The sequence below is a fragment of the Pseudorhodoferax sp. Leaf265 genome (assembly GCF_001422365.1).
Lineage (GTDB): Bacteria > Pseudomonadota > Gammaproteobacteria > Burkholderiales > Burkholderiaceae_C > Pseudorhodoferax.
This window is the reverse complement of sequence record NZ_LMMT01000034.1, coordinates 401,987-421,052: the sequence shown is the minus strand read 5'-3', so window position 1 is coordinate 421,052 and position 19,066 is coordinate 401,987. Positions and strand designations below refer to the sequence as shown.

The window sequence follows — 19,066 nt, the reverse complement described above, 5'->3', positions numbered from 1 at the left end:
GCAACGGCATGGCCGAGAGCTTCGTGAACACCTTCAAGCGCGACTACGTGGCCCGAATGGACCTGCGTGACGCGCGGACGGTGCTCGCGCAACTGCCAGCGGCCTTCGMGCACTTCAACGAGGTGCATCCGCACTCGTCGCTGAAAATGCGTTCGCCTCGGGAGTTCAGGCGGCAGCAGGCCACCGCAGCCGACCAGGCGCTTTATTGCGAATAGGGCGGGACCGGGAATACGGGGGCAACATCAGATGGAATTGCGCATCTGCTCGTTGAGCCCTTTGAAGTCTTCGATCAGTTTGTCGCACGGCGCTTTCTCGGCTTGGCACAGAGCTGACATTTCGATGTAGACCTCACCTCCAGAATTGATCTTGATGGCACGTCGAACCACAGCAGGATATGCGGCATGCGTACTTGGCGTGAACGACCATTGGATGTTGCCCGGCTCATTGACGATCACCCAGCCATCTGGCTTGGTGATGTCGACCTGAACTCCAGGCGTTGCCTTCAGGGCGACCAGTGCGTCTTGCACTGTTGAATATCCGATCCCCGCTGCTGGCGATGTGACAGGCGCGCTTGCAGGCGGCTCTGACTGCGCGAAGGCGAACTGAGCAAACGTAGCAAGGAACAGGGCTAGGTACGTGCGGATACGAGCGGTCATGTGTGCTGCCCAACTTGTTGTATCACGCACGCAAACACGAGATATCACAGCCGCCGTCGTGATATCACGCCCGCGGCTCAGCACGTAAGTTTTTGATTTCATGCCAGTTTTCGGTGTCCAACCAGAAGGGCAACCCTACTAAAAAAACCGACAAAACCCGCGCCAGTTACAAATCCCAGCCCTGGGATCTTCCCCAGTCTTGCGGATGCCAGCTTCCGGCGCGCCCCTACCCCACCGTCCCCACGATGCTCACCTCCCGCTGCTCCGGAATCTCGTTGTACGAGAGCACCGCCAGCCCGGGCGCGAACAGCCGCGCATAACGCGCCAGCAGCGGGCGGATCTGCGGCATCACCAGCAGCAGCGGCGGCGTCGCCTGCTGCTTCATCTGGTCCCGCGCCAGTGGCATGTGCGTCTGCAGCTGCGACAGCAGGTTCGGGTCCACCGGGAAGTTGTCCAGCGCCACCTTGGCCCCACCCTGGCGCGCCTGGTTCAGCGCGCCCAGCAGCATGTTCTCCAGGTCGCCCGTGAGGCTGAACACCTGCAGCTCGCTGCGCTGCCCAGCCAGCTGCTCGACGATCTGGCGGCGCACCGCGCAGCGCACCTCGGCCGCCAGCAAGATCGGGTCCTTGGTCGCCTCCGCGGTCTCCAGCAGGCTGGTGGCGATGGGCACGATGTCCTTGAGCGAGACGTTCTCAGCCAGCAGCGTGCGGAACACCTTGAGCAGCTGCACATGCGTCATGGCCTTGCCCAGCGCCTCGGCCAGGCGCGGCGCCTGGCCGGCCAGGCGTTCCATGATCTCGCCGGCGTCCTCGTGGTTGAAGAGTTCGGGCAGGTTCTCGCGCAGCAGCTTGCTCACGTGGGTGGCGATCACGCTGGGGCCGTCCACCACCTGGTAGCCCAGGCCCAGCGCATGGGCCTTCTGGTCGGGCTCGATCCAGACGACCGCCAGGCCGTAGGCCGGGTCCACGCCGGGCGCGCCGTCGACCTGGCCGTACAGCTGCGGCGAGGGCACGGCCATGAGCCGGTCGGCCTGCAGCTCGGCGCGCGCCAGCACGCTGCCACGCAGCAGCACCGTGTACTGCGTGGGCTTGAGGCCCAGGTCGTCGCGCACGCTCACGGGCGGCAGCAGCACGCCCAGGCTCTCGCTCATGCTCTGGCGCAGGCCCTGCAGCCGCTTGACCAGCGGCGCGCCCTGCCCCTGGTCCATCATGGCCACCAGCCGGTAGCCCAGGGCCACGGTCAGCGCGTCCACGCGCGGCAGGCTGCGCCAGTCCAGCTCGGCCGGTGGCTCGGCGGTCAGCAGCGCGGCGCCCAGCACACCGGCGTCGGCGCCCGCCTGGGGCAGGGCCTGGCGCTTGGCCATGCGCCAGGCCACATAGGTCAGCACCGCGGCAAAGCCGATGAAGCTGGCCCAGGGCATGCCCGGGATCAGCCCCAGCACCAGCATCAGCCCGGCCGCGCTGTACAAGGCCTGCGGCGAGGCCAGCAGCTGCTGGCCGATCTGGGTCTGCAGGTCGCCCGCGTCGCTCACGCGCGTGACCACGATGGCCGCTGCGGACGACAGCAGCAGCGCCGGGATCTGCGCCACCAGGCCGTCGCCGATGGTCAGCAGCGCATAGGTGCGGAAGGCCTCGCCGAAGCTCAGGTCGTGCATCACCGCGCCGATGGCCACGCCGCCCACCATGTTGATCAAAAGGATCAGGATGCCGGCGATGGCGTCGCCGCGCACGAACTTGCTGGCACCGTCCATGGCGCCGTAGAAGTCGGCCTCCGACGCCACCTCGCGCCGGCGCAGCTGCGCCTTCTCCTGGTTGATCAAACCCGCGTTGAGGTCGGCGTCGATCGCCATCTGCTTGCCGGGCAGCGCGTCCAGCGTGAAGCGGGCCGAGACCTCGGAGATCCGCTCGGCACCCTTCGTCACCACGATGAAGTTGATGATCATGAGGATCACGAACACCACCAGCCCGACCACGAAGTTGCCGCCGATCACCACGTTGCCGAAGGATTCGATCACCTGGCCGGCCGCATGTGTGCCTTCGTGGCCGTGCAGGAGCACCACACGCGTGGAGGCCACGTTCAGTGCCAGCCGCAGCAGCGTGGTGGCCAGGATGATGGTCGGGAAGACCGAGAAATCCAGCGGCCGCTGCACCGACACGGCCACCAGGATCACGATCACCGACAGCACGATGTTGAACGTGAACAGCACGTCCAGCGCCAGCGGCGGCATCGGCAGGATGATCATGGCCAGCAGGGCCAGCACCAGCACAGGTGCCATGGCACGGGTGCGGCGCAGCGCGGCGAGCAGGTCGGCGAGAGTCAACTTCATGGCGTGTCGAGCGAATCAGGGATGGGCAGCCTGGCAGGCAGGCCCGGGGGATGCGGCCGCCGCCCGGCCTGGAAGGCCTTGAGCTGCAGCACGTAGTTCAGCACCAGGGCCACGGCGCCGTACAGCGCGATCGGGATCTGCTGTTGCACCTGGCTGGTCTTGTAGATGGCGCGGGCCAGCGGCGGCTGGCTCACCACCTCCACGTGGTGGGTGCGTGCCAGCTGGCGGATGTACAGCGCCATTTCGTCCACGCCCTTGGCCAGCACGAAGGGCGCCTGGGCGCGCTGCTCGTCGTACTTGAGCGCCACGGCGTAGTGCTCGGGGTTGACGATCACCACATCGGCCTGCGGCACGGTCTTGTTCAGGCTGCGGCGCGCCATCTGCAGCTGCAGCTGGCGGATGCGGCTCTTCACCTCGGGCCGGCCCTCGGTGCTCTTGTGTTCTTCCTTCACGTCCTGCTTGCTCATGCGCTGGCCGCGCAGGAAGAAGAACACCTGCACCGGCAGGTCGATGAAGGCGAACAGCACGAACACCAGCACCATGGCCGTCACGCCCGAGAGCAGCAGGCCCACGCCCTGGGCGATGGCCTCGGGCAGCGGCAGCGCCTGCAGCCGCAGGAACTGCTGCGCGCTGCCGGTGCACACGAACCACAGCACCACGCACAGCAGCACGGACTTGGCGATGGAAGCGGCCACGCCCGCCATGTGCTTGCCGGTGAACAAACGCCCCAGGTTGCTGACCGGGTTCAGCCGCTCCAGCTTGGGCTGCAGGTTCTCCACCGACACGGCCCAGCCGCCCGGCAGCAGCGAGGCCACGAGCAGCAGCACCGGCACCAGCAGCAAGGGCGCCACCATGCGCACCGTGAGCCAGCCGGCATCGCGGAACAGCGTGGACCAGGTGCTTTCCAGCGTGCCGGTGCCGGCCAGGTCCGCCAGGCCGCCGCTGAACAGCCGGCGCATGTCCTGCAGCCAGCCGGGCGCGAGCCAGTAGGCCAGCGTCAGGCTGGCCACGATGCCCACGGCCATCACCGCGTCCTTGGAGCGCGCGGCCTGGCCTTGCTGGCGCACCTTGCGCAGCTTGTGCGGGGTGGCCTTCTCGCTCTTGTCGGCGGACGAACTGCCCTGCTCCATCAGCGCGCTCCGAAGGTCTGCTCGAGCATGAGAAGCACCTGCCGCGTCATGCGCAGGTAGTGCTCGGGGATGAAGCGCACCAGCATGGCCAGCATGAACAGGCCGAAGATGGTGATCACCGAAAAGCCCAGCGCGAACAGGTTGAGCTGCGGCGCCACGCGCGCGAGAAAGCCGAAGCCGATCTGCACCACCATGGTCGCGAACACGATGGGCAGGGCCAGCAGCAGCGCGGCCGAGAACACCCACGAGACGTTGAACGCCACGGCCTGCAGCGCGCCCATGCGCAGCCCGCCGCCCACGGGCCACAGCGTGAAGCTCTTGCCGATCACCTGCACCAGCACCAGGTGGCCATCGATGGAGAAGAACACCAGGATGCCGAGGATGGACAGCAGGCTGGACACCACGTCGGACGATACGCCCGACAGCGGGTCGTTCATGAGCGCCATGGCCAGCCCCATCTGCGAAGACACCATGTAGCCCAGCACCAGCAGCACCGACATCACGAAGTGCAGCGCCAGCCCCAGCACCACGCCGATGGCCACCTGCTCGGCCGTGGCCGCCAGCGCGTGCAGCGAGAACGCGGCGATCGGCACGGCCGGCGCCGCCACCGGCAGCAGGATGGTGGCCAGCACCATGGCCAGCAGCACGCGCACCGTGAGCGGCACAGACGTGTCACCGACGATGGGCGCGGCGCTCAGCATGGCCAGCACGCGCACGAAAGGCCACCACCAGGCCGACAGCTCGGCCAGCAGCGTGGTGAAGACGCCTTCCAAGGGGTTACCCCACGAGCGCCGCTGCGCGGCGGAACACCTCGACGCAGAAATCCATGAGCTGCGAGGCCATCCAGCCGCCCGTGAGGATGATGGCCAAGAGAGTGACCAGCAGGCGCGGCAGGAAGCTCAGCGTCTGCTCGTTGATCTGCGTGGCGGCCTGGAAGATGCCCACCACGAAGCCCACGATCAGGCCCGGCAGCACCAGCACGGCCACCAGCAGCATCACCAGCTTGAGGCTGGCGCTGACCAGGTCGACGGCGACGTCCGGCGTGAGCATCTCAGTGCCGCCCGGCCGCCCGAAGGCACTGAAGCGCCCCCTCGGGGGGCAGCGATACGCGAAGCGATGAGCGTGGAGGCATGGTCAGAAGGCCCGCACGCTGGTCACCAGCGTGTTCACGGTCAGCGTCCACCCGTCCACCAGCACGAACAGCAGCAGCTTGAGCGGCAGCGAGATCACCAGCGGCGACAGCATCATCATGCCCATGGCCATCAGCACCGAGGAGACGACGAGGTCGATCACCATGAACGGGATGAACAGCATGCAGCCGATCTGGAACGCGGTCTTGAGCTCGGACAGCACGAAGGCCGCCAGCTGCACCGCGAAGGCGTGCTGCGAGGGCTCGGCCACGGCCGGCTCGCGTGCCAGCTGGCTGACCTGCTGCAGCGCGGCCTTGCTGGTCTGCGCGAGCATGAAGCGCGACAGCGGCTCCTTGGCCTCCACCAGCGCCTGCTGCAGGCCGATGCGGTCCTCGTCGTAGGGCACGAAGGCGCGCTCCCAGAGCTGCTCGCCGACCGGGCGCATCACGAGAATGGTCAGGATCAGCGCCACGCCGGTCACGATGCGGTTGGGCAGGCCCTGCTGCAGGCCCAGCGCCTGGCGCAGCAGCGACAGCACGATCACGAAGCGCACGAAGCTCGTGCACATGAGCACCAGCACGGGCAGCAGCCCGAGCAGGGTCATGATGACCAGCACCTGCATCTTGACCGTGTAGTCGGTCTGCGCGCTGCCCGTCACGGCGGACAGCAGCGGGATCTCGGCCGCATTCGCGGCGCCGGCCAGGGCCAGCAGCACCGGCGCCAGCGCCCGGTTCCGCCACAGGCGCCAAGCGCTCAGCATCGTCATGGGATGTGCCCTGCGCTTCAGGGCGTGTCCAGCGAGAGCAGGTCCAGGTCCGACAGCTCCAGCACCTTCAGGCCGTAGTTCTCGCCCGAGACCACCACCTCGGCGCGGCCGATGGCCGTGCCGTTGACCTTGATCACCAGCGGCGAGCCGGCCAGTGCGTCGAGCTCGACCACGCTGCCGTGCTCCAGCCCCATGAGCTGGTCCAGCGAGACGTCGGCCGAGCCGACCTCCAGCGTCAGCGTGACGGGGATCTTGCGCAACATCAGCGAGAGGTCGCGGCGCGGTTTGGCAGGCGCCTCGGCGGCGCCTGCATCCACGGTCAGGTCGCCCAGCAACGCGTCCACGTCGTTGGTGTCTGGCTTGTCGGTCATGGTCTGTCTTTCAATTCAAAGGTCCTGGAACGCGGTCAGCCACAGGCGCCCCTTGTGTTCGGCCACGCTGGCGCTGAACAAGGGCGAGTCCTTGACCAGCACCACGGCGGTGGGTTGCGGAATCGGCAGCACGCTGCCCGGCTGCAGATCCAGGATCGCGCCCAGCGGCAGCCGCTGCTGCACCAGGCGCGCCGTCAGGCGCAGCTTGAGCCGCGACGCCAGCGGCAGCCCCGGCGTGGCGGCGCCCTCGCGTGCCAGCGTGCGGCCGCGGCCCAGCCGGTCCAGCAGCCGGTGCATGCAGCCATCGTCCAGGCTGAAGCGCAGTTCGTGGCGCTGCCCGCTGTCGGCTTCGACCAGCGTCAGGTTCAGCTGCCACAGGCCGGTGGGCAGCGCGGATTCGGAATGGAAGGGCACGGCCGGATCGGCCAGGGCCGGCTCCGCCGCGACGCCCACGGGCGGCAGCCCGGCATCGATGCGGCGCGCCAGCGCCAGGGCGAGCTGCTGGCCGAGCCGGGTGGCCAGGCGCTCCTCGCTGGCCGTCACCGCCACCGCGCCGGGCTCGACCGGCGCCGCCTCGCCGCCGCCGTAGCGGTACAGCAGCAGCTTGAGCACCAGCGCACGCGGCACCGCCATGCCGATGCGGCCGGACGGACAGGCGTAGACGTTCCAGCGCACCGGCTCCTCGTTGTGCTGGCGCTGGCGCATGCCGGTGCCGTCCACCTGCAGGCCGATGGCATAGCGCCGGTTGAGCCCCTGGCGCAACAGTTCCGACACATCGGCCCCGAACCGTTCGGCAAACGCCCCCAGCAGATGCATCGGGCGCCCCAGGGTGCGCGGGTCCAGCACACGGTGTGCCTCGGAAGGACTAACGTCTGACACGGACATGGCTCAAGTTCCCACGTAGATCGGATGCAACCATGTGCACAATCGGCAACGCCTCCTGCCCTCGCGCAGGGCCTGCGGCCGCGCCGCTGTTGCTACAGGCAGGACAAGTTAGATGCGCTTTTCTCACATTTTTTACCGCGGCCTGGGAAATTGTCCACTATTTCTAATCACTTTTCGTGGCACATTAATTTAACGCGCACTTTTGCCGCCTAATCCAGTTTCAAGCCCTTTCGTCGCCACACCATGCAAGTGAGCAAACCTCTGCCCGGCCTCAGCCTCGCGCCAGAAGACGACAGCACCGACGAGGGCGAGGACAGCGTGGTCGCGCGCCGGCTGCACGACTTCTTCTCGGAGCAGGGGCTGCCGCGGCACAAGCACGCGTCGCAGCTGGCGCTGATCCTGGGGCTCTCGCGCTCCGGGGCCTTTCGCAAGTTCCAGGACGCATCGTTCTCCGCGAGCGACCTGCAGACGCTGGCCCAGCATTTCCACGTCGACATCAGCGCCCTGCTGAGCGCCGAGCCCGCGCTGGCAGCACCGCGTGTCGATGGCGACGTGCAGGACGCGCGCGTGCTGATCGGTACCCTGGCGCTGAACTGCAAGGTCACCCTGGGCGCCCCCCTGCAGCCTGGCGAGCATTGCGAACTGGTGGCCACCGAGCAGGGCGCGGAATGGCTGGTCCAGCCCTACGGCGCGGCCACCCACAACGCCGAACGCCGGCGCGTGCTGCAGCTGGTGGTCACGCCTTCGCAGCGGGCGCTGCCGCGCATCGCGGTGCTGGAGGATTCGCGGGACCTGGCCGCCAACATGAAGGACGCCTTCGAAGCGTCGGGCTACCGCGTCGAGCTGTTCGGCTCGTCCGCCGAGCTCGCCCGTCGCGCGACCGAGGCGCCGTTCGACGGCTACCTCATGGACTGGTGGCTCAACGGGCAGACCGCCAACCAGGTGCTGCAGGCCATCCGCCGCGCCCAGCCTTCGGTGCCCATGCTGCTGACCACCGGCGCCATCGCCGCCGGCCATGCCGGCGAGGCCGACATCGTGCAGGTCGCCACCACGCTGCGCGTTCCCGTCATTGAGAAGCCGTTCCGCCTGGCGCTGGTGATTTCCCAGCTGCGTCAGCTGCTGGAGCAAGCGCAGGCCAGCCGCTAGTTCCGGACCCGCCGCCGAACAGGGCCAGCGCCGAGCGCAGGCGGCCCGCGCTGATCGGCTTGTCGAACTTGGCAGCGAACAGCGCATCGGCGGTGGCATCGGCCTCGTGGTAGGCCGACAAGGCCACCAGCGGCGTCTCCGCATTCAGTGCACCGAGCCGGCGCGCGTGCTCGGCCACGGTATAGCCCGAGCCGTCGGGCAGGCGCAGGTCCAGCAGCACGCCGTCGTAGCGGTCGGTGTCCAGCAGCAGCCGGGCCTCGCGCACCGAATCGGCCAGGTCGGCCTGCGCGCCCAGGGCCAGCAGCATGGCATGCAGGCTGGCCCGCACGTCCGGGTCGTCTTCCACCACCAGCACGCGCAGGTGCCGGCCGTCGCCCTGCGCCACGGCGCTGCGCGTGCGCGCCTCGACCTCGGCCGGCACCCGCACCGTGAAGGCCGAGCCCTCGCCCGGCCGGCTCACCGCGAAGGCACGCCCGCCCAGCAGCTCGGCCATCAGCTTGACCACCGCCAGGCCCAGGCCGCTGCCCATCTGCACGTGGTCGCGCCCGCGCGTGAACGGCTCCCAGATGTTCACCGAGGTGTCGAAGCCCGGTCCCTGGTCGATCACGGCCACCGTCACCTCGCGCTGCGCCTCGCGCACCTGGATCGAGCACACCACCTCGCCCGGGCTGGCGTACTTGACGGCGTTGGAGACCAGGTTGGCCACGATCTGGCGCAGCCGCGCCGGGTCGGTCACCACCCGCGGACAGGGCTGCGGATCGATCTGCACCTTGAGCACCACGCCGCGCTCGCGCGCCGCCTCGTCGAACTCGGCGGCGATCAGCTCCATCATGAGGTCGGGCTGGAACAGCGTGGGCGAGACCTTCAGCCGCCCGCCCGACAGCCGCGCGAACTCCACCGTGTCGTTCATCTGCGCCTCCAGCTGCTGGGCGCTGCGGCGCAGCCGGCGGAAGGTCTCGTCGCCCTGCGGTACCTTGCCGCCCAGCTCGATCAGCTCCACCGAGCTCACGATGGTCTGCAGCGGCGTCAGCATCTCGTGGGCCATCATCCCCAGGAACTGGTTGCGCGCCGTCAGCGCCGAGCGGGCCTCATGCAGCGCCTTGCGTGCCTCGCGCACCCGCAGCACCGCGATCACCAGCAGCACCCCGGCCGCCAGCACCAGCAGCGCCCCGCCCATCCACTTGCTCCAGTCCAAGCATCACTCCCTGTTGCGCGCTGTTCCACAGAAGGTCATGGAACGCGACGAGGCCGCCATCCTAGCGCTGCCTCAAGAAACGACGGCAAGTGTTTGAATTTACTAACGCAGGGGCAGTGTTCGGTAGCACTTTGAGACTTGATGTGCGTAAAAATCACGAAAGTGCAAAAAATAGCCTTATGATGGTGCGAAATACTCAACACTCAGGTATTGAGTTCAACGCAACGCTGAGGGAATGCGTCATGGCAAACAACATGAACAACGCAATTGCTGCGAATCTGGCACACATCAAAGCGCAGGCTGCAGATCTCCAGAACGTTCTGCCCCAGGCGCCCGACGACGGCCCCGAACCCGCTGCCGCGGGCGGTTTCGCGCAGCGCATGCGCGACGCGGTGAACAGCGTGAACACGCAGGACCACGCGGCTGGCCAGCAGATGGCGGCCGTGGACAGCGGCCAGAGCGACGACCTGGTCGGCGCCATGCTCTCCAGCCAGCAGGCCAGCCTGTCGTTCTCCATGCTCATGCAGGTGCGCAACAAGGTCGTGACCGCGGTCGAAGACCTGGTCAAGCTGCCGATCTGACGTCCGGGACCGCCACGTGATCGCCACCCTGAAGGCCGGAGTCCAGAACCTGCGCAACGTCGGCATGCCGACCTTGCCGGCCGGGCTGTCCCGCTCGCTCTTGCCCATCCTGCTGCTGGCCGTCGGCCTGACGGCCGTGGTGATGATGCTGCTGTGGCGCGACGAGGCCGGCTACAAGCCCGTGTTCGGCGCGCGCGAGCGCATCGCGGCCTCCGACATGATGGCCGTGCTCGATGCCGAGGGCGTGCCCTACCGCCTGCACCCCGACAGCGGCCAGGTGCTGGTGCCGGGCAGCCAGCTCGGCCGTGTGCGCATGCTGCTGGCGGCCAAGGGCGTGACGGCCCAGCTGCCGGCCGGCCTGGAGCTCATGGACAAGAGCGACCCGCTGGGCGTGAGCCAGTTCGTGCAGGACGTGCGCTTTCGCCGCGGCCTGGAGGGCGAGCTGGCGCAGAGCATCCGCACGCTGGACGCCGTGGAATCGGCGCGCGTGCACCTGTCGATGCCGCGCTCGACCTCCTTCGTGCTGGGCGACGGCGAGAAGGCCTCGGCTTCCGTGGTGCTGGCGCTCAAGCCCGGCCGCAAGCTGGCGCCCGAGCAGATCGCCGCCATCGTCAACATGGTGGCCGGCAGCGTCTCCAGCCTGGACGTGCAGCGCGTGAGCCTCGTGGACCAAGCCGGCAACCTGCTGTCCTCGCGCGTGGACCTGAGCCAGGGCTTCGACGCCGTGGGCGGGGGCGACGCCGCGCGCCGCCACCAGGACGCCACGCTGGCCAATGTGCGCGAGCTGCTGGGGCCCGTGGTCGGCCTGGACAACTTCAAGGCCAGCGTGACCGCCGAGGTGCGCGAGGACCGCATCGACGAGACCGTGGAGAAGCTGGGCGACAACCCGCGCATCACCTCCGAGGCCGTGCGCGACGAGCAGGACCGCTCGCAAGCTGCGCTGGGCGTGCCGGGCTCGCTGTCCAACCGCCCGCCTCCGCCGGCCAATCCCAACCCGAACGCGCAGGCGCAGGCCAACGCCCAGAACGCCGGCAACGACGCCACTGCGCGCCGCAACGCCACCACGCGCCAATACGCCTACGACCGCCAGATCCGCCAGATCCGCCATGCCCGCGGCCAGCTCGCGCGCCTGAACGTGGCGGTGGTGCTCAACAACGCCGCCGCGCCCGGCGGCAACGGCTGGAGCGCCGAGGACCTCACGCGCATCGAAGGCGTGCTGCGCAACGGCCTGGGCATCGACGCCGAGCGCGGCGACAAGCTGGCCGTGTCGGCGCTGGCCTTCACGGCCCCGCCCGAGATGGCCCCGTGGTGGAAGCAGCCCGACCGCATCTACGAGTACGCCACGCCCGTGGCGTGGCTGCTGGGTGGCCTGCTCGCCTACTTCCTGCTGGCGCGCCCATTGCTGCGCAGCGTGCAACAGCACCTGGCACCGAAGCCGGCCACGCCGCGTCGGCGCAGCGAAGACGCCGACACGCCGCCGCTGGCTGCGCTGACCGGCCCGCAGGCGGCGCCTTCCGCCATGGCGGCGCTGCCGCCGGCGGCCGGCGCCCAGATCCCGGTGGTCCCGCTGCTGGAGGACTACGACCTGCCGCCGCCCGGCTCGCCGGTGGACGTGATGGTCAACCACCTGCGCGTGCTGGCCGCCAAGGAGCCCGAACGCGTCGCCGAAGTCGTCAAACAGTGGGTGCAAAAGCATGGCCGACCTGAATGAGTCCACCGCGCTGGCCGAAGTGCCGGCGCCCGCCCCTTCCAGCCCGATCGAGCAGGCGGCCATCGTGCTGCTGTGCATGGGCGAGGAGCCGGCCGCGGCCGTGCTGCGCCACCTCTCGCGCGAGGAGCTGCTGGAGGTCACGCAGGTGATGTCGCGCCTGTCGGGCATCAAGGTCGAGGCGGTGAAGCACGCCATGACGCGCTTTTTCGACAACTACCGCGAGCAAAGCGGCGTGCACGGCGCCTCGCGCAGCTACCTCAAGCGCTCGCTCGACCTGGCCCTGGGCAGCCAGATCGCCGGCAGCGTGCTCAACAGCATCTATGGCGACGCCATCCGGCCCAAGATGCAGCGCCTGCAATGGGCCGCGCCCAAGTGGCTGGCCGAGCGCATCGCGCACGAGCATGTGCGCATGCAGGCCGTGTTCCTGTCCTTCCTGCCGCCGCCGCAGGCCGGCAGCGTGATCGAGAACCTGCCCGCGCAGGACCGCGACCATTTGCTGATCGCCATGGCCCGGTTGCAGGAGATCGACAACGAGCTGCTGACCGAACTCGACGAGATCGTCAGCCGTTGCCTGGACGAGATGGGCACGCAGAGCGCCGCCGTCGAGGGCACGCGCCAGGTCGCCGAGATCCTGAACCGCCTGCCGGGCGACAAGCGCCAGATGATCGAGGCGCTGCGCGTGCACGACGCCGAGCTGGTCTCCAAGATCGAGGCCAGCATGTACGACTTCTTCATCCTGTCCAACCAGACCGAAGTGGTGCTCACGCGGCTGCTGGAAGAGGTGCCGCTGGAGCAGTGGGCCATCGCGCTCAAGGGCGCCGAGCCCAGCATCCGCGACGCCATCCTGCAGACCATGCCCAAGCGCCAGGCGCAGAGCTTCCAGGACATCCTGCGCCGCGCCGGCCCGGTGCCGATGTCGCGCGTGGAGCAGACGCGCAAGGAGATCATGGCCCAGGTCAAGGCGCTCGCCGATGCCGGCGAGATCGAGATCCAGCTGTTCGCCGAGGCGACCGTCGAGTGACCGCCATGCAACAGCTCCGCAACGCCCGCCCCCACCGCTTCCCGCCCCTGGCCCAGGTCCAGGCCCGCGTGAGCGGACCCGACGGCGGCGACGCCAGCCAGGCCTTCCAGCAGGCCATGGACCAGGGCTACGCCGAAGGCCTGCGCAGCGGCAAGGAAGCCGGCGAGGCGCTGGGCCACAAGAGCGGCCATGCCGAAGGCCTGCGCCAGGGCTTCGAGCAGGCGCGCCGCGAGATCATGGAGAGCTTCGACGAGAAGGCCGGCCCGGTCGACGCCATCCTGGAAGCCCTCAACAAGCTGCAGGCCGAGTACCAGGAGGCGCTGCGCGACGAGGTGGTGGAACTGGTCGGCAAGGTCGCGCGCCAGGTGATCCGCTGCGAGCTGGCGCTGCAGCCGCTGCAGCTGTTGACCATGGTGGACGAGACGCTGGCCACGCTGCCGCGCGTGCGTGCCCGCGAGGTCGAGGTCTTCCTGCACCCGGAAGACCTGCAGCGCATCACCGACCTGGACCCCGAGCGCGCCAAGAAGTGGAAGCTCCTGCCCGACACCCGGCTGGAGCCCGGCGAATGCCACGTGCGCGCCGGCCGCCACGAGGCCGACGCCGGTTGCCGCCAGCGCCAGGCCGCCGTGATGGACCAGGTGCGCGCCCAGCTCAAGGGCAAGGGCCGGCCCGAGGCCCAGCACGCGCAGGACGATGACGAAGACCTGCCGGCGGCGCCGGCCCTGCAGGTGGTGCGATGACCCTGCGTGCCGCCCTGCGCGATGTGGAGCTCGGCCAGGTGCCCGTGGCGCGGCCGACCGGCCGGCTGGTCGGCGCCTCGGGGCTGCTGCTGGAAAGCGCGGGCTGCACGCTGCACACCGGCCAGCGCTGCCGCGTCGAGACCGCCACCGGCGACTGGGTCGAGGCCCAGGTCGTGGGGTTCCGCGAAGAGATCGCCTACCTGATGCCGTTCCGCGCCATCGAGGGCCTGGCCACCGGCGCACGCGTGCTGCCGCTGGCCGAGCGCCGGCTGCCGCTGATCGGCCCCAGCTGGCTCGGCCGCATCGTCGACGGGCTGGGCGAGCCCATGGACGGCCGTGGGCCGCTCTCGGGCGAGCATCCCCTGCCGGCCCAGCCGCCGCGCGTGCACCCGCTGCGCAAGCAGCCCGTGCACGAGGCGCTGGACGTGGGCGTGCGCGCCATCAACGGCCTGCTCACGCTCGGCAAGGGCCAGCGCGTGGGCCTGATGGCCGGCAGCGGCGTGGGCAAGAGCGTGCTGCTGGGCCTGATCACGCGCCAGACCGTGGCCGACGTGGTCGTCGTGGGCCTGATCGGCGAGCGCGGCCGCGAGGTGCGCGAGTTCATCGAGCGCTCGCTCGGCCCCGAAGGCCTGGCCCGCGCCGTGCTGGTCGTGGCGCCGGCCGACGAATCGCCGCTGATGCGCCTGCGCGCCACCGAACTGGCGCACGCCGTCGCCGCCCACTACCGCGACCAGGGCCAGCACGTGCTGCTGCTGGTCGACTCGCTCACGCGCTATGCCATGGCCAAGCGCGAGGTGGCGCTGGCCCTGGGCGAGCCGCCGGCCACGCGTGGCTACCCGCCCTCGGTGTTCAGCCAGCTGCCGCAGCTCGTCGAAAGCGCCGGCAACGGCGAGCGGGCGGAGGGCAGCATGAGCGCCATCTACACCGTGCTGGCCGAGGGCGACGACCAGCAGGACCCGGTGGTGGACACCGCGCGCGCCGTGCTGGACGGCCACATCGTGCTGTCGCGCGCACTGGCCGAGCGTGGCCACTACCCGGCCATCGACATCGGCGCCTCCATCAGCCGCTGCATGAACCTCGTGGCCAGCCCCGCCCAGCAGCGCGCCGCGCTGCAGGTCAAGGAACTGCTGGGCCGCTATGCCCAGGTGCGCGAACTGCTGCCGCTGGGCGCCTACGTGGCCGGCGCCGACCCGGCGACCGACCGCGCCGTGGCGACCTTCCCGCGCATGGAAGCCTTCCTGCAGCAGGGCACGCACGACGCCGCGCCCATGGCCGCCACGGTGGCGCAACTGGAAAGCCTGGTCCAATGAACGCGAACCACCCTGCCCCGTCCCTGAGCCGCCTGGCCGACCTGCGCGAACGCGAGGTCGAGCGCCGCCAGACCGAGCTGGCGCAGCAGCTGGCCGACGCCGAACGGCGCCGCCGCAACCAGGAGCGGCTGGACAGCCTGTGGCGCACCAGTACCACCAGCGGCACCCTGTCGCCGCTGGCCTCGCTGAACTGCGCCAACTACAAGCAGAACGTGATGGAGCTGGCCGAGCGCCACCGCGGCGACCTGTCGCGCCAGGAGCAGGCCGTGGACCGGGCCCGGCTGGCGCTGCTGGCCGCCGCGCGCCGCCAGGGCGCCATCGACCAGGTGCTGGCGCAGCGCCTGCAGGAGCACGGCCGCGCGCTGCGCAGCGCCGAACAGAAGGGCCAGGACGAGATCGCCCGGCAGAGCTGGCTGCGGAGGACGCCATGAGCCCTGCATCTGCACTTCATGGCCGCCGGGCAACGGTCGCCTTCTCCACGGGTAACCCCCGTCAAGGAGTCTGAGATGGCCGAAATCGATCCCACATCCATGGCCTCGCAACTGGCCAACCTGTACGTGGCCAGCGCCCAGAAGCAGCTGACCACCCAGAGCCAGAACGCGCAGAGCACATCGACCGCGTTGACCAAGCTGCAGTCGGCGCTGAGCGCGTTCGAGACCGCGCTCGGCGGCCTGGCCAGCCGCAGCACCGGCGTGGTGCAGCGCAGCGCCACGCTGAGCGGCGCCGGCACCGCCATCACCGCGGCCAGAGCCACGGCCCAGGCCGCACCGGGCAGCCACCAGCTCTTCGTCGAGCAGGTCGCCACCGTGCACCAGGTCGCGTTCGAGGACCTGCCGGCCGTGCCGGTGGCGCTCGGCGGCCCACTCGTGGTGCAGTTGGGCGACGGCACCAGCTTCTCGGTCGACCTGACCATGGCCGACCAGAACAGCGACGGCACCATCTCGCATGCCGAGATCGCCCGCGCCATCAACATGGCCGAGGACAACGGCGGCAAGGTGGTGGCCAGCACCGTCACCAGCGGCAGCCAGACCCACCTGGTGCTGGGCGCCGGCAGCAGCGGCGCCGCCGGCGCGTTCACGCTGGACGCCAGCGGCCTGCCCGACGGCGCGCTGAAGACCGCGCTGTCCGGCGGCCGCCAGCTGGTGGCCGCCCAGGATGCGGTGGTCTGGTTGGGTGCCCAGGGCACCGGCATCCGGCTGCAGCAGGCCTCCAACACCTTCACGGCCATCGAGGGCGTGACGCTGACGCTGGCCCAACCCATGGCCAGCGGCAGCGCCCCCGCCACGCTGACCGTGGCCAACGACAACAGCGCGACGACCGAGAAGCTGCAGAGCTTCGTGACAGCCTACAACGCGCTGGAGAAGGCGCTGGACGAGCTGACCGCCTACGGCAAGGACGGCGCCGCGTCGGCCGTGTTTGCCTCCGACGCCGGCGTGCGCAACCTGCGTTCGCGCCTGGCGAACGCGCTGCGCATGGACGTGGACGGCGTGCGGCTCATGGATTTCGGCATCAAGACCAGCCGCGACGGCAGCATCTCGCTGGACAGCGCCAAGCTCGACAAGGCGCTGGCCGCCAACCCCGACAAGCTCGACGCGCTGTTCGGCAACACCGGCCTGACCACCTCCTCGGGCGTGCTGGGCGCGCTGCAGACCGTGGCCGACAGCTGGACCGACACCAGCACCGGCCTGATCAAGCGCCGCCAGGACAGCGTGCAGGTCACGCAAAAGCGCATCACGCAGCGCCAGGACCGCCTGGAGCTGCAGTACGAGAACGCCTACCAGCGCTACCTGGCGCAGTTCACCCAGTTGCAGAACCTGCAGTCGCAGATGAGCGAGACCTCCAACCTGTTCAGCTCGCTGTCGACCACTACCTGAAACCACCGCCGAGACCGACCTTGGACCACGACGCCTACAACCACTACCACGCCGTGAACCTGCACGCGCAGACGGCCAACGCCTCGCCGGTCCAGCTGGTGCTGATCCTGCTGGACGGGCTGCTCGAGGAGCTGGCGCGCACCCGCGCCCACATCGCCGCGCGCCGCTTCACCGAGAAGGCCGGGAGCCTGGACAAGTGCGTGGACATCCTGAACGGCCTGTCCAGTGCGCTGGACACCGAGCGTGGCGGCGAGGTCGTCGACAACCTGGCCCGGCTGTACGACTACTGCAGCTGGCGGCTGTACCGTGCCGGCAGCGACCTGGACCCGGCCATGGTCGACGAGGTCGCCGGCTTGCTGCGCACGCTGCGCGCCGGCTGGCAGGACGTGCAGGCGCAGGACCTGCGCCGCAGCACCGCGGGGGCCGCCCATGTCTAGACAGCAGCAGCTGACCCAGCTGGCCGCCCAGGTGCTGGGCGCGGCCCGCGCGCAGGACTGGCAGGCCGTGCAGCTGGCCGACCGCGCACTCGCGCGCGAGCTGCCGCAGCTGGCGGCGCTCGGCCCCTGGAGCGGCGCCGAACTCGAGGCACTGGAGCGGCTCGGCACGGCCCACGCCATGGCGCGCGGCCTGTGCCGCGAGGCCAGCGAAACGCTGGAGCAGCAGATCGCCCAGCTGCGCGAGGGCCGCGACGGCTGGCTCGCCTACGCACTGCAGGACAGTGCATCCCCGCTCGAGGCCCGCCCATGAACACCCTGCCCCTGCCTGCCCTGCTGCCTCAGCAAGCCGCGCAGCCCGCTGCGGCGCTGCTGGCCGTGCTCGCGCCCAGCGTTCCCATCACCGCCCTGGGCGCTGCAGCCGCCGCCCCTGCGCCAGCCCAGCCCGGCAGCTTCGACCGCACATTGCAGCTGCTGCTGAACGCCGCCGCCGCGCTGCCGACGCCCGGTTCCGCCGCACCTGCCCTGGCCGCGCCGGCGCAGGACGACACCGACACCAGCGCTGCCGACGCCGGCACCGCCCTGCAGTTCGATCCGGCGCTGGCCAGCCTGCAGCCGCCGCCCGCCATCGCCGTGCCACTGCCGGCCGTGGTCGGCACGCCGGCCGAAGCGCCGCCGCGCCCGGCAGCCGCCGCGGCCGCAACCGTGGCCGTGCAGGCCGCCACCGGCGCAGCGCCGGCCCTGCCCGCCAGCGTCGCTGCGCCGGCCCCGGCCGCCGTGGCGCCGCCGTTGCCGGCCGCCAAGCCCCAGGCCGCGCCGGCCGACACTGCCACCACCGCGCTGTCGCTCGAGCGCCCCAGCGTGGCCGCCGGCCTGGTGCCGGCAGCCGCCAGCGCGCCGCAGGACAGCGTGGAGCCGCGCAGCGGCGAGGCCGCGCCGCAGGGCCGTGCGCCCTCCCTGATGCAGCAGCTCGGCGACCGCATCGCCGTGCAGATCGAGCGCGGCAGCGAGCGCGTGGTGATCCGGCTGGACCCGCCGCACCGCGGCCAGATCGAGATCCACATCCGCCAGGACGCCAGCGGCACCACCCAGGTGCAGCTCAGCGCCAGCCACGGCGACGTGGTGCGCCAGCTGCAGGCCATCGGCGATGGCCTGCGCCAGGAGCTGGCGCAGCGCCATGGCGGCGATGTCAGCGTGCAGGTGGCGCAGCAGCAGGCCCGCGGCGATGCCGAAGGTCGCCAGCGCCAGGGCGAGCGGCGCCAGCAGCAGCCCGGCCGCGCACTCGATGAACAGAGCGAAGCCGGCCAGCGCTTCGCACTTGCGACGGACCGCTCATGACCAAAGGCAAGCTCATCGCCCTCATCGCCGGTGCCGTGCTGCTGACCGCGGGCGCGGCCGGCGGCGGCTTCTGGTGGTGGCAGCGCGGGCACAGCACCGAGGCCAAGGCCCCGCCGCCGCCCAAGCCCTCGACCTTCCGCTATGTCACGCTGGACAAGGTCATCGTGATGCTGCGCAGCCAGGCGGGCGACCCGCTGGCGCACTACATGGCCGTGGACGTGGTGTTCAAGGCCGACGACCCGGTCAAGGAAAAGGCCGTCAAGGACCAGCTGCCGCTGCTGCGCAGCGTGACCGTGATGGCCTTGTCCGAGTTCACGCTGGAGAAGGCCGGCGGGCTGACCATCGAGCAGCTGACCACCGAAGTCAACGCCGCCTACAAGGCGCGCTACGCGGCCGACAGCATCGAGCAACCCTTCGCCGAGGCCTTGATCAGCAAGCTGATCATCGAGTGA

General features: G+C 70.0%; 22 protein-coding genes. 13 read left to right on the top strand and 9 right to left on the bottom strand.

Going from position 1 to position 19,066, the window contains the following annotated elements:
• A partial coding sequence (locus tag ASF45_RS23535; RefSeq protein ID WP_156473155.1) for an integrase core domain-containing protein occupies positions 1-215 on the top strand: 215 nt, incomplete at its 5' end.
• 27 nt (positions 216-242) lie between these two features.
• Here ASF45_RS23535 and ASF45_RS35570 read toward each other — a convergent pair.
• The 8 genes from ASF45_RS35570 to ASF45_RS23500 all read right to left on the bottom strand — a co-directional run bounded on the left by ASF45_RS35570 (position 243) and on the right by ASF45_RS23500 (position 7,264).
• Positions 243-758 carry a hypothetical protein gene (locus ASF45_RS35570; protein ID WP_156473154.1) on the bottom strand — a complete coding sequence of 172 codons (516 nt, stop codon included), beginning with the start codon at positions 756-758 and terminating at the stop codon, positions 243-245.
• A gap of 124 nt (positions 759-882) precedes the next feature.
• Positions 883-2,931, bottom strand: coding sequence for a flagellar biosynthesis protein FlhA (locus ASF45_RS23530; RefSeq protein ID WP_369802160.1), 2,049 nt, complete (start codon positions 2,929-2,931; stop codon positions 883-885).
• 47 nt (positions 2,932-2,978) lie between these two features.
• On the bottom strand, positions 2,979-4,112 hold the full coding sequence (locus ASF45_RS23525; protein WP_056668738.1) for a flagellar biosynthesis protein FlhB: 1,134 nt from the start codon (positions 4,110-4,112) through the stop codon (positions 2,979-2,981).
• Entirely contained in the window at positions 4,112-4,885 is a 774-nt protein-coding gene (gene fliR, locus ASF45_RS23520) for a flagellar biosynthetic protein FliR (RefSeq protein ID WP_056668735.1), read from the bottom strand. Before fliR ends, ASF45_RS23525 begins: the two co-directional genes overlap by 1 nt.
• Positions 4,886-4,889: 4 nt before the next feature.
• A complete protein-coding gene (fliQ, locus tag ASF45_RS23515; RefSeq protein WP_056668732.1) occupies positions 4,890-5,162 on the bottom strand; it encodes a flagellar biosynthesis protein FliQ in 273 nt (90 codons plus the stop codon).
• Between the two features lie 84 nt (positions 5,163-5,246).
• Entirely contained in the window at positions 5,247-6,008 is a 762-nt protein-coding gene (gene fliP, locus ASF45_RS23510) for a flagellar type III secretion system pore protein FliP (protein ID WP_056668728.1), read from the bottom strand.
• Positions 6,009-6,025: 17 nt separating this feature from the next.
• Positions 6,026-6,379 carry a FliM/FliN family flagellar motor switch protein gene (locus ASF45_RS23505; protein WP_056668725.1) on the bottom strand — a complete coding sequence of 118 codons (354 nt, stop codon included), beginning with the start codon at positions 6,377-6,379 and terminating at the stop codon, positions 6,026-6,028.
• Positions 6,380-6,394: 15 nt separating this feature from the next.
• Entirely contained in the window at positions 6,395-7,264 is an 870-nt protein-coding gene (locus ASF45_RS23500) for a FliM/FliN family flagellar motor switch protein (RefSeq protein ID WP_063887757.1), read from the bottom strand.
• Between the two features lie 243 nt (positions 7,265-7,507).
• Between ASF45_RS23500 and ASF45_RS23495 the strand changes: the two genes are divergently transcribed.
• Positions 7,508-8,410 carry a response regulator gene (locus ASF45_RS23495; RefSeq protein ID WP_082551228.1) on the top strand — a complete coding sequence of 301 codons (903 nt, stop codon included), beginning with the start codon at positions 7,508-7,510 and terminating at the stop codon, positions 8,408-8,410.
• Here ASF45_RS23495 and ASF45_RS23490 read toward each other — a convergent pair.
• Positions 8,331-9,605: a hybrid sensor histidine kinase/response regulator gene (locus tag ASF45_RS23490; RefSeq protein WP_156473153.1), complete on the bottom strand. Its 1,275-nt coding sequence runs from the start codon at positions 9,603-9,605 to the stop codon at positions 8,331-8,333. The genes ASF45_RS23495 and ASF45_RS23490 overlap by 80 nt on opposite strands.
• Positions 9,606-9,859: 254 nt before the next feature.
• Between ASF45_RS23490 and ASF45_RS23485 the strand changes: the two genes are divergently transcribed.
• The 11 genes from ASF45_RS23485 to fliL all read left to right on the top strand — a co-directional run bounded on the left by ASF45_RS23485 (position 9,860) and on the right by fliL (position 19,066).
• Positions 9,860-10,186, top strand: a complete 327-nt coding sequence (locus ASF45_RS23485) for a flagellar hook-basal body complex protein FliE (RefSeq protein ID WP_235581011.1) — start codon at positions 9,860-9,862, stop codon at positions 10,184-10,186.
• A 16-nt stretch (positions 10,187-10,202) separates the two neighbouring features.
• Entirely contained in the window at positions 10,203-11,897 is a 1,695-nt protein-coding gene (gene fliF / locus ASF45_RS23480) for a flagellar basal-body MS-ring/collar protein FliF (protein WP_056668711.1), read from the top strand.
• Entirely contained in the window at positions 11,881-12,918 is a 1,038-nt protein-coding gene (locus tag ASF45_RS23475; protein WP_056668708.1) for a FliG C-terminal domain-containing protein, read from the top strand. The genes fliF and ASF45_RS23475 overlap by 17 nt, the downstream gene beginning before the upstream one ends.
• A gap of 5 nt (positions 12,919-12,923) precedes the next feature.
• Positions 12,924-13,658, top strand: a complete 735-nt coding sequence (fliH, locus tag ASF45_RS23470) for a flagellar assembly protein FliH (protein WP_063887768.1) — start codon at positions 12,924-12,926, stop codon at positions 13,656-13,658.
• Complete coding sequence (gene fliI / locus ASF45_RS23465; RefSeq protein ID WP_056668706.1) at positions 13,655-14,968, top strand: flagellar protein export ATPase FliI; 1,314 nt, start codon at positions 13,655-13,657, stop codon at positions 14,966-14,968. Before fliH ends, fliI begins: the two co-directional genes overlap by 4 nt.
• Entirely contained in the window at positions 14,965-15,399 is a 435-nt protein-coding gene (locus tag ASF45_RS23460) for a flagellar FliJ family protein (protein WP_056668703.1), read from the top strand. Before fliI ends, ASF45_RS23460 begins: the two co-directional genes overlap by 4 nt.
• Positions 15,400-15,474: 75 nt before the next feature.
• The gene (gene fliD, locus ASF45_RS23455; protein ID WP_056668700.1) at positions 15,475-16,842 is read left to right on the top strand and encodes a flagellar filament capping protein FliD; all 1,368 of its coding nucleotides are present in this window, start codon (positions 15,475-15,477) and stop codon (positions 16,840-16,842) included.
• A 20-nt stretch (positions 16,843-16,862) separates the two neighbouring features.
• Positions 16,863-17,279 carry a flagellar export chaperone FliS gene (gene fliS / locus ASF45_RS23450; RefSeq protein WP_056668697.1) on the top strand — a complete coding sequence of 139 codons (417 nt, stop codon included), beginning with the start codon at positions 16,863-16,865 and terminating at the stop codon, positions 17,277-17,279.
• Positions 17,272-17,589 carry a hypothetical protein gene (locus ASF45_RS23445; RefSeq protein WP_056668693.1) on the top strand — a complete coding sequence of 106 codons (318 nt, stop codon included), beginning with the start codon at positions 17,272-17,274 and terminating at the stop codon, positions 17,587-17,589. The genes fliS and ASF45_RS23445 overlap by 8 nt, the downstream gene beginning before the upstream one ends.
• Positions 17,586-18,614 carry a flagellar hook-length control protein FliK gene (locus ASF45_RS23440; RefSeq protein ID WP_056668690.1) on the top strand — a complete coding sequence of 343 codons (1,029 nt, stop codon included), beginning with the start codon at positions 17,586-17,588 and terminating at the stop codon, positions 18,612-18,614. The genes ASF45_RS23445 and ASF45_RS23440 overlap by 4 nt, the downstream gene beginning before the upstream one ends.
• Positions 18,611-19,066, top strand: coding sequence for a flagellar basal body-associated protein FliL (gene fliL, locus ASF45_RS23435; RefSeq protein WP_056668687.1), 456 nt, complete (start codon positions 18,611-18,613; stop codon positions 19,064-19,066). Before ASF45_RS23440 ends, fliL begins: the two co-directional genes overlap by 4 nt.

Excerpts from the sequence above, each read along its gene's own strand:
- ASF45_RS35570 (WP_156473154.1), bottom strand. The coding sequence starts at position 758 with ATGAAATCAAAAACTTACGTGCTGAGCCGCGGGCGTGATATCACGACG.
- ASF45_RS23530 (WP_369802160.1), bottom strand. The coding sequence starts at position 2,931 with ATGGCACCTGTGCTGGTGCTGGCCCTGCTGGCCATGATCATCCTGCCG.
- ASF45_RS23525 (WP_056668738.1), bottom strand. The coding sequence starts at position 4,112 with ATGGAGCAGGGCAGTTCGTCCGCCGACAAGAGCGAGAAGGCCACCCCG.
- fliQ (WP_056668732.1), bottom strand. The coding sequence starts at position 5,162 with ATGCTCACGCCGGACGTCGCCGTCGACCTGGTCAGCGCCAGCCTCAAG.
- fliP (WP_056668728.1), bottom strand. The coding sequence starts at position 6,008 with ATGACGATGCTGAGCGCTTGGCGCCTGTGGCGGAACCGGGCGCTGGCG.
- ASF45_RS23505 (WP_056668725.1), bottom strand. The coding sequence starts at position 6,379 with ATGACCGACAAGCCAGACACCAACGACGTGGACGCGTTGCTGGGCGAC.
- ASF45_RS23500 (WP_063887757.1), bottom strand. The coding sequence starts at position 7,264 with ATGTCCGTGTCAGACGTTAGTCCTTCCGAGGCACACCGTGTGCTGGAC.
- ASF45_RS23495 (WP_082551228.1), top strand. The coding sequence starts at position 7,508 with ATGCAAGTGAGCAAACCTCTGCCCGGCCTCAGCCTCGCGCCAGAAGAC.
- ASF45_RS23485 (WP_235581011.1), top strand. The coding sequence starts at position 9,860 with ATGAACAACGCAATTGCTGCGAATCTGGCACACATCAAAGCGCAGGCT.
- ASF45_RS23475 (WP_056668708.1), top strand. The coding sequence starts at position 11,881 with ATGGCCGACCTGAATGAGTCCACCGCGCTGGCCGAAGTGCCGGCGCCC.
- fliH (WP_063887768.1), top strand. The coding sequence starts at position 12,924 with ATGCAACAGCTCCGCAACGCCCGCCCCCACCGCTTCCCGCCCCTGGCC.
- fliI (WP_056668706.1), top strand. The coding sequence starts at position 13,655 with ATGACCCTGCGTGCCGCCCTGCGCGATGTGGAGCTCGGCCAGGTGCCC.
- ASF45_RS23460 (WP_056668703.1), top strand. The coding sequence starts at position 14,965 with ATGAACGCGAACCACCCTGCCCCGTCCCTGAGCCGCCTGGCCGACCTG.
- fliD (WP_056668700.1), top strand. The coding sequence starts at position 15,475 with ATGGCCGAAATCGATCCCACATCCATGGCCTCGCAACTGGCCAACCTG.
- ASF45_RS23445 (WP_056668693.1), top strand. The coding sequence starts at position 17,272 with ATGTCTAGACAGCAGCAGCTGACCCAGCTGGCCGCCCAGGTGCTGGGC.
- ASF45_RS23440 (WP_056668690.1), top strand. The coding sequence starts at position 17,586 with ATGAACACCCTGCCCCTGCCTGCCCTGCTGCCTCAGCAAGCCGCGCAG.
- fliL (WP_056668687.1), top strand. The coding sequence starts at position 18,611 with ATGACCAAAGGCAAGCTCATCGCCCTCATCGCCGGTGCCGTGCTGCTG.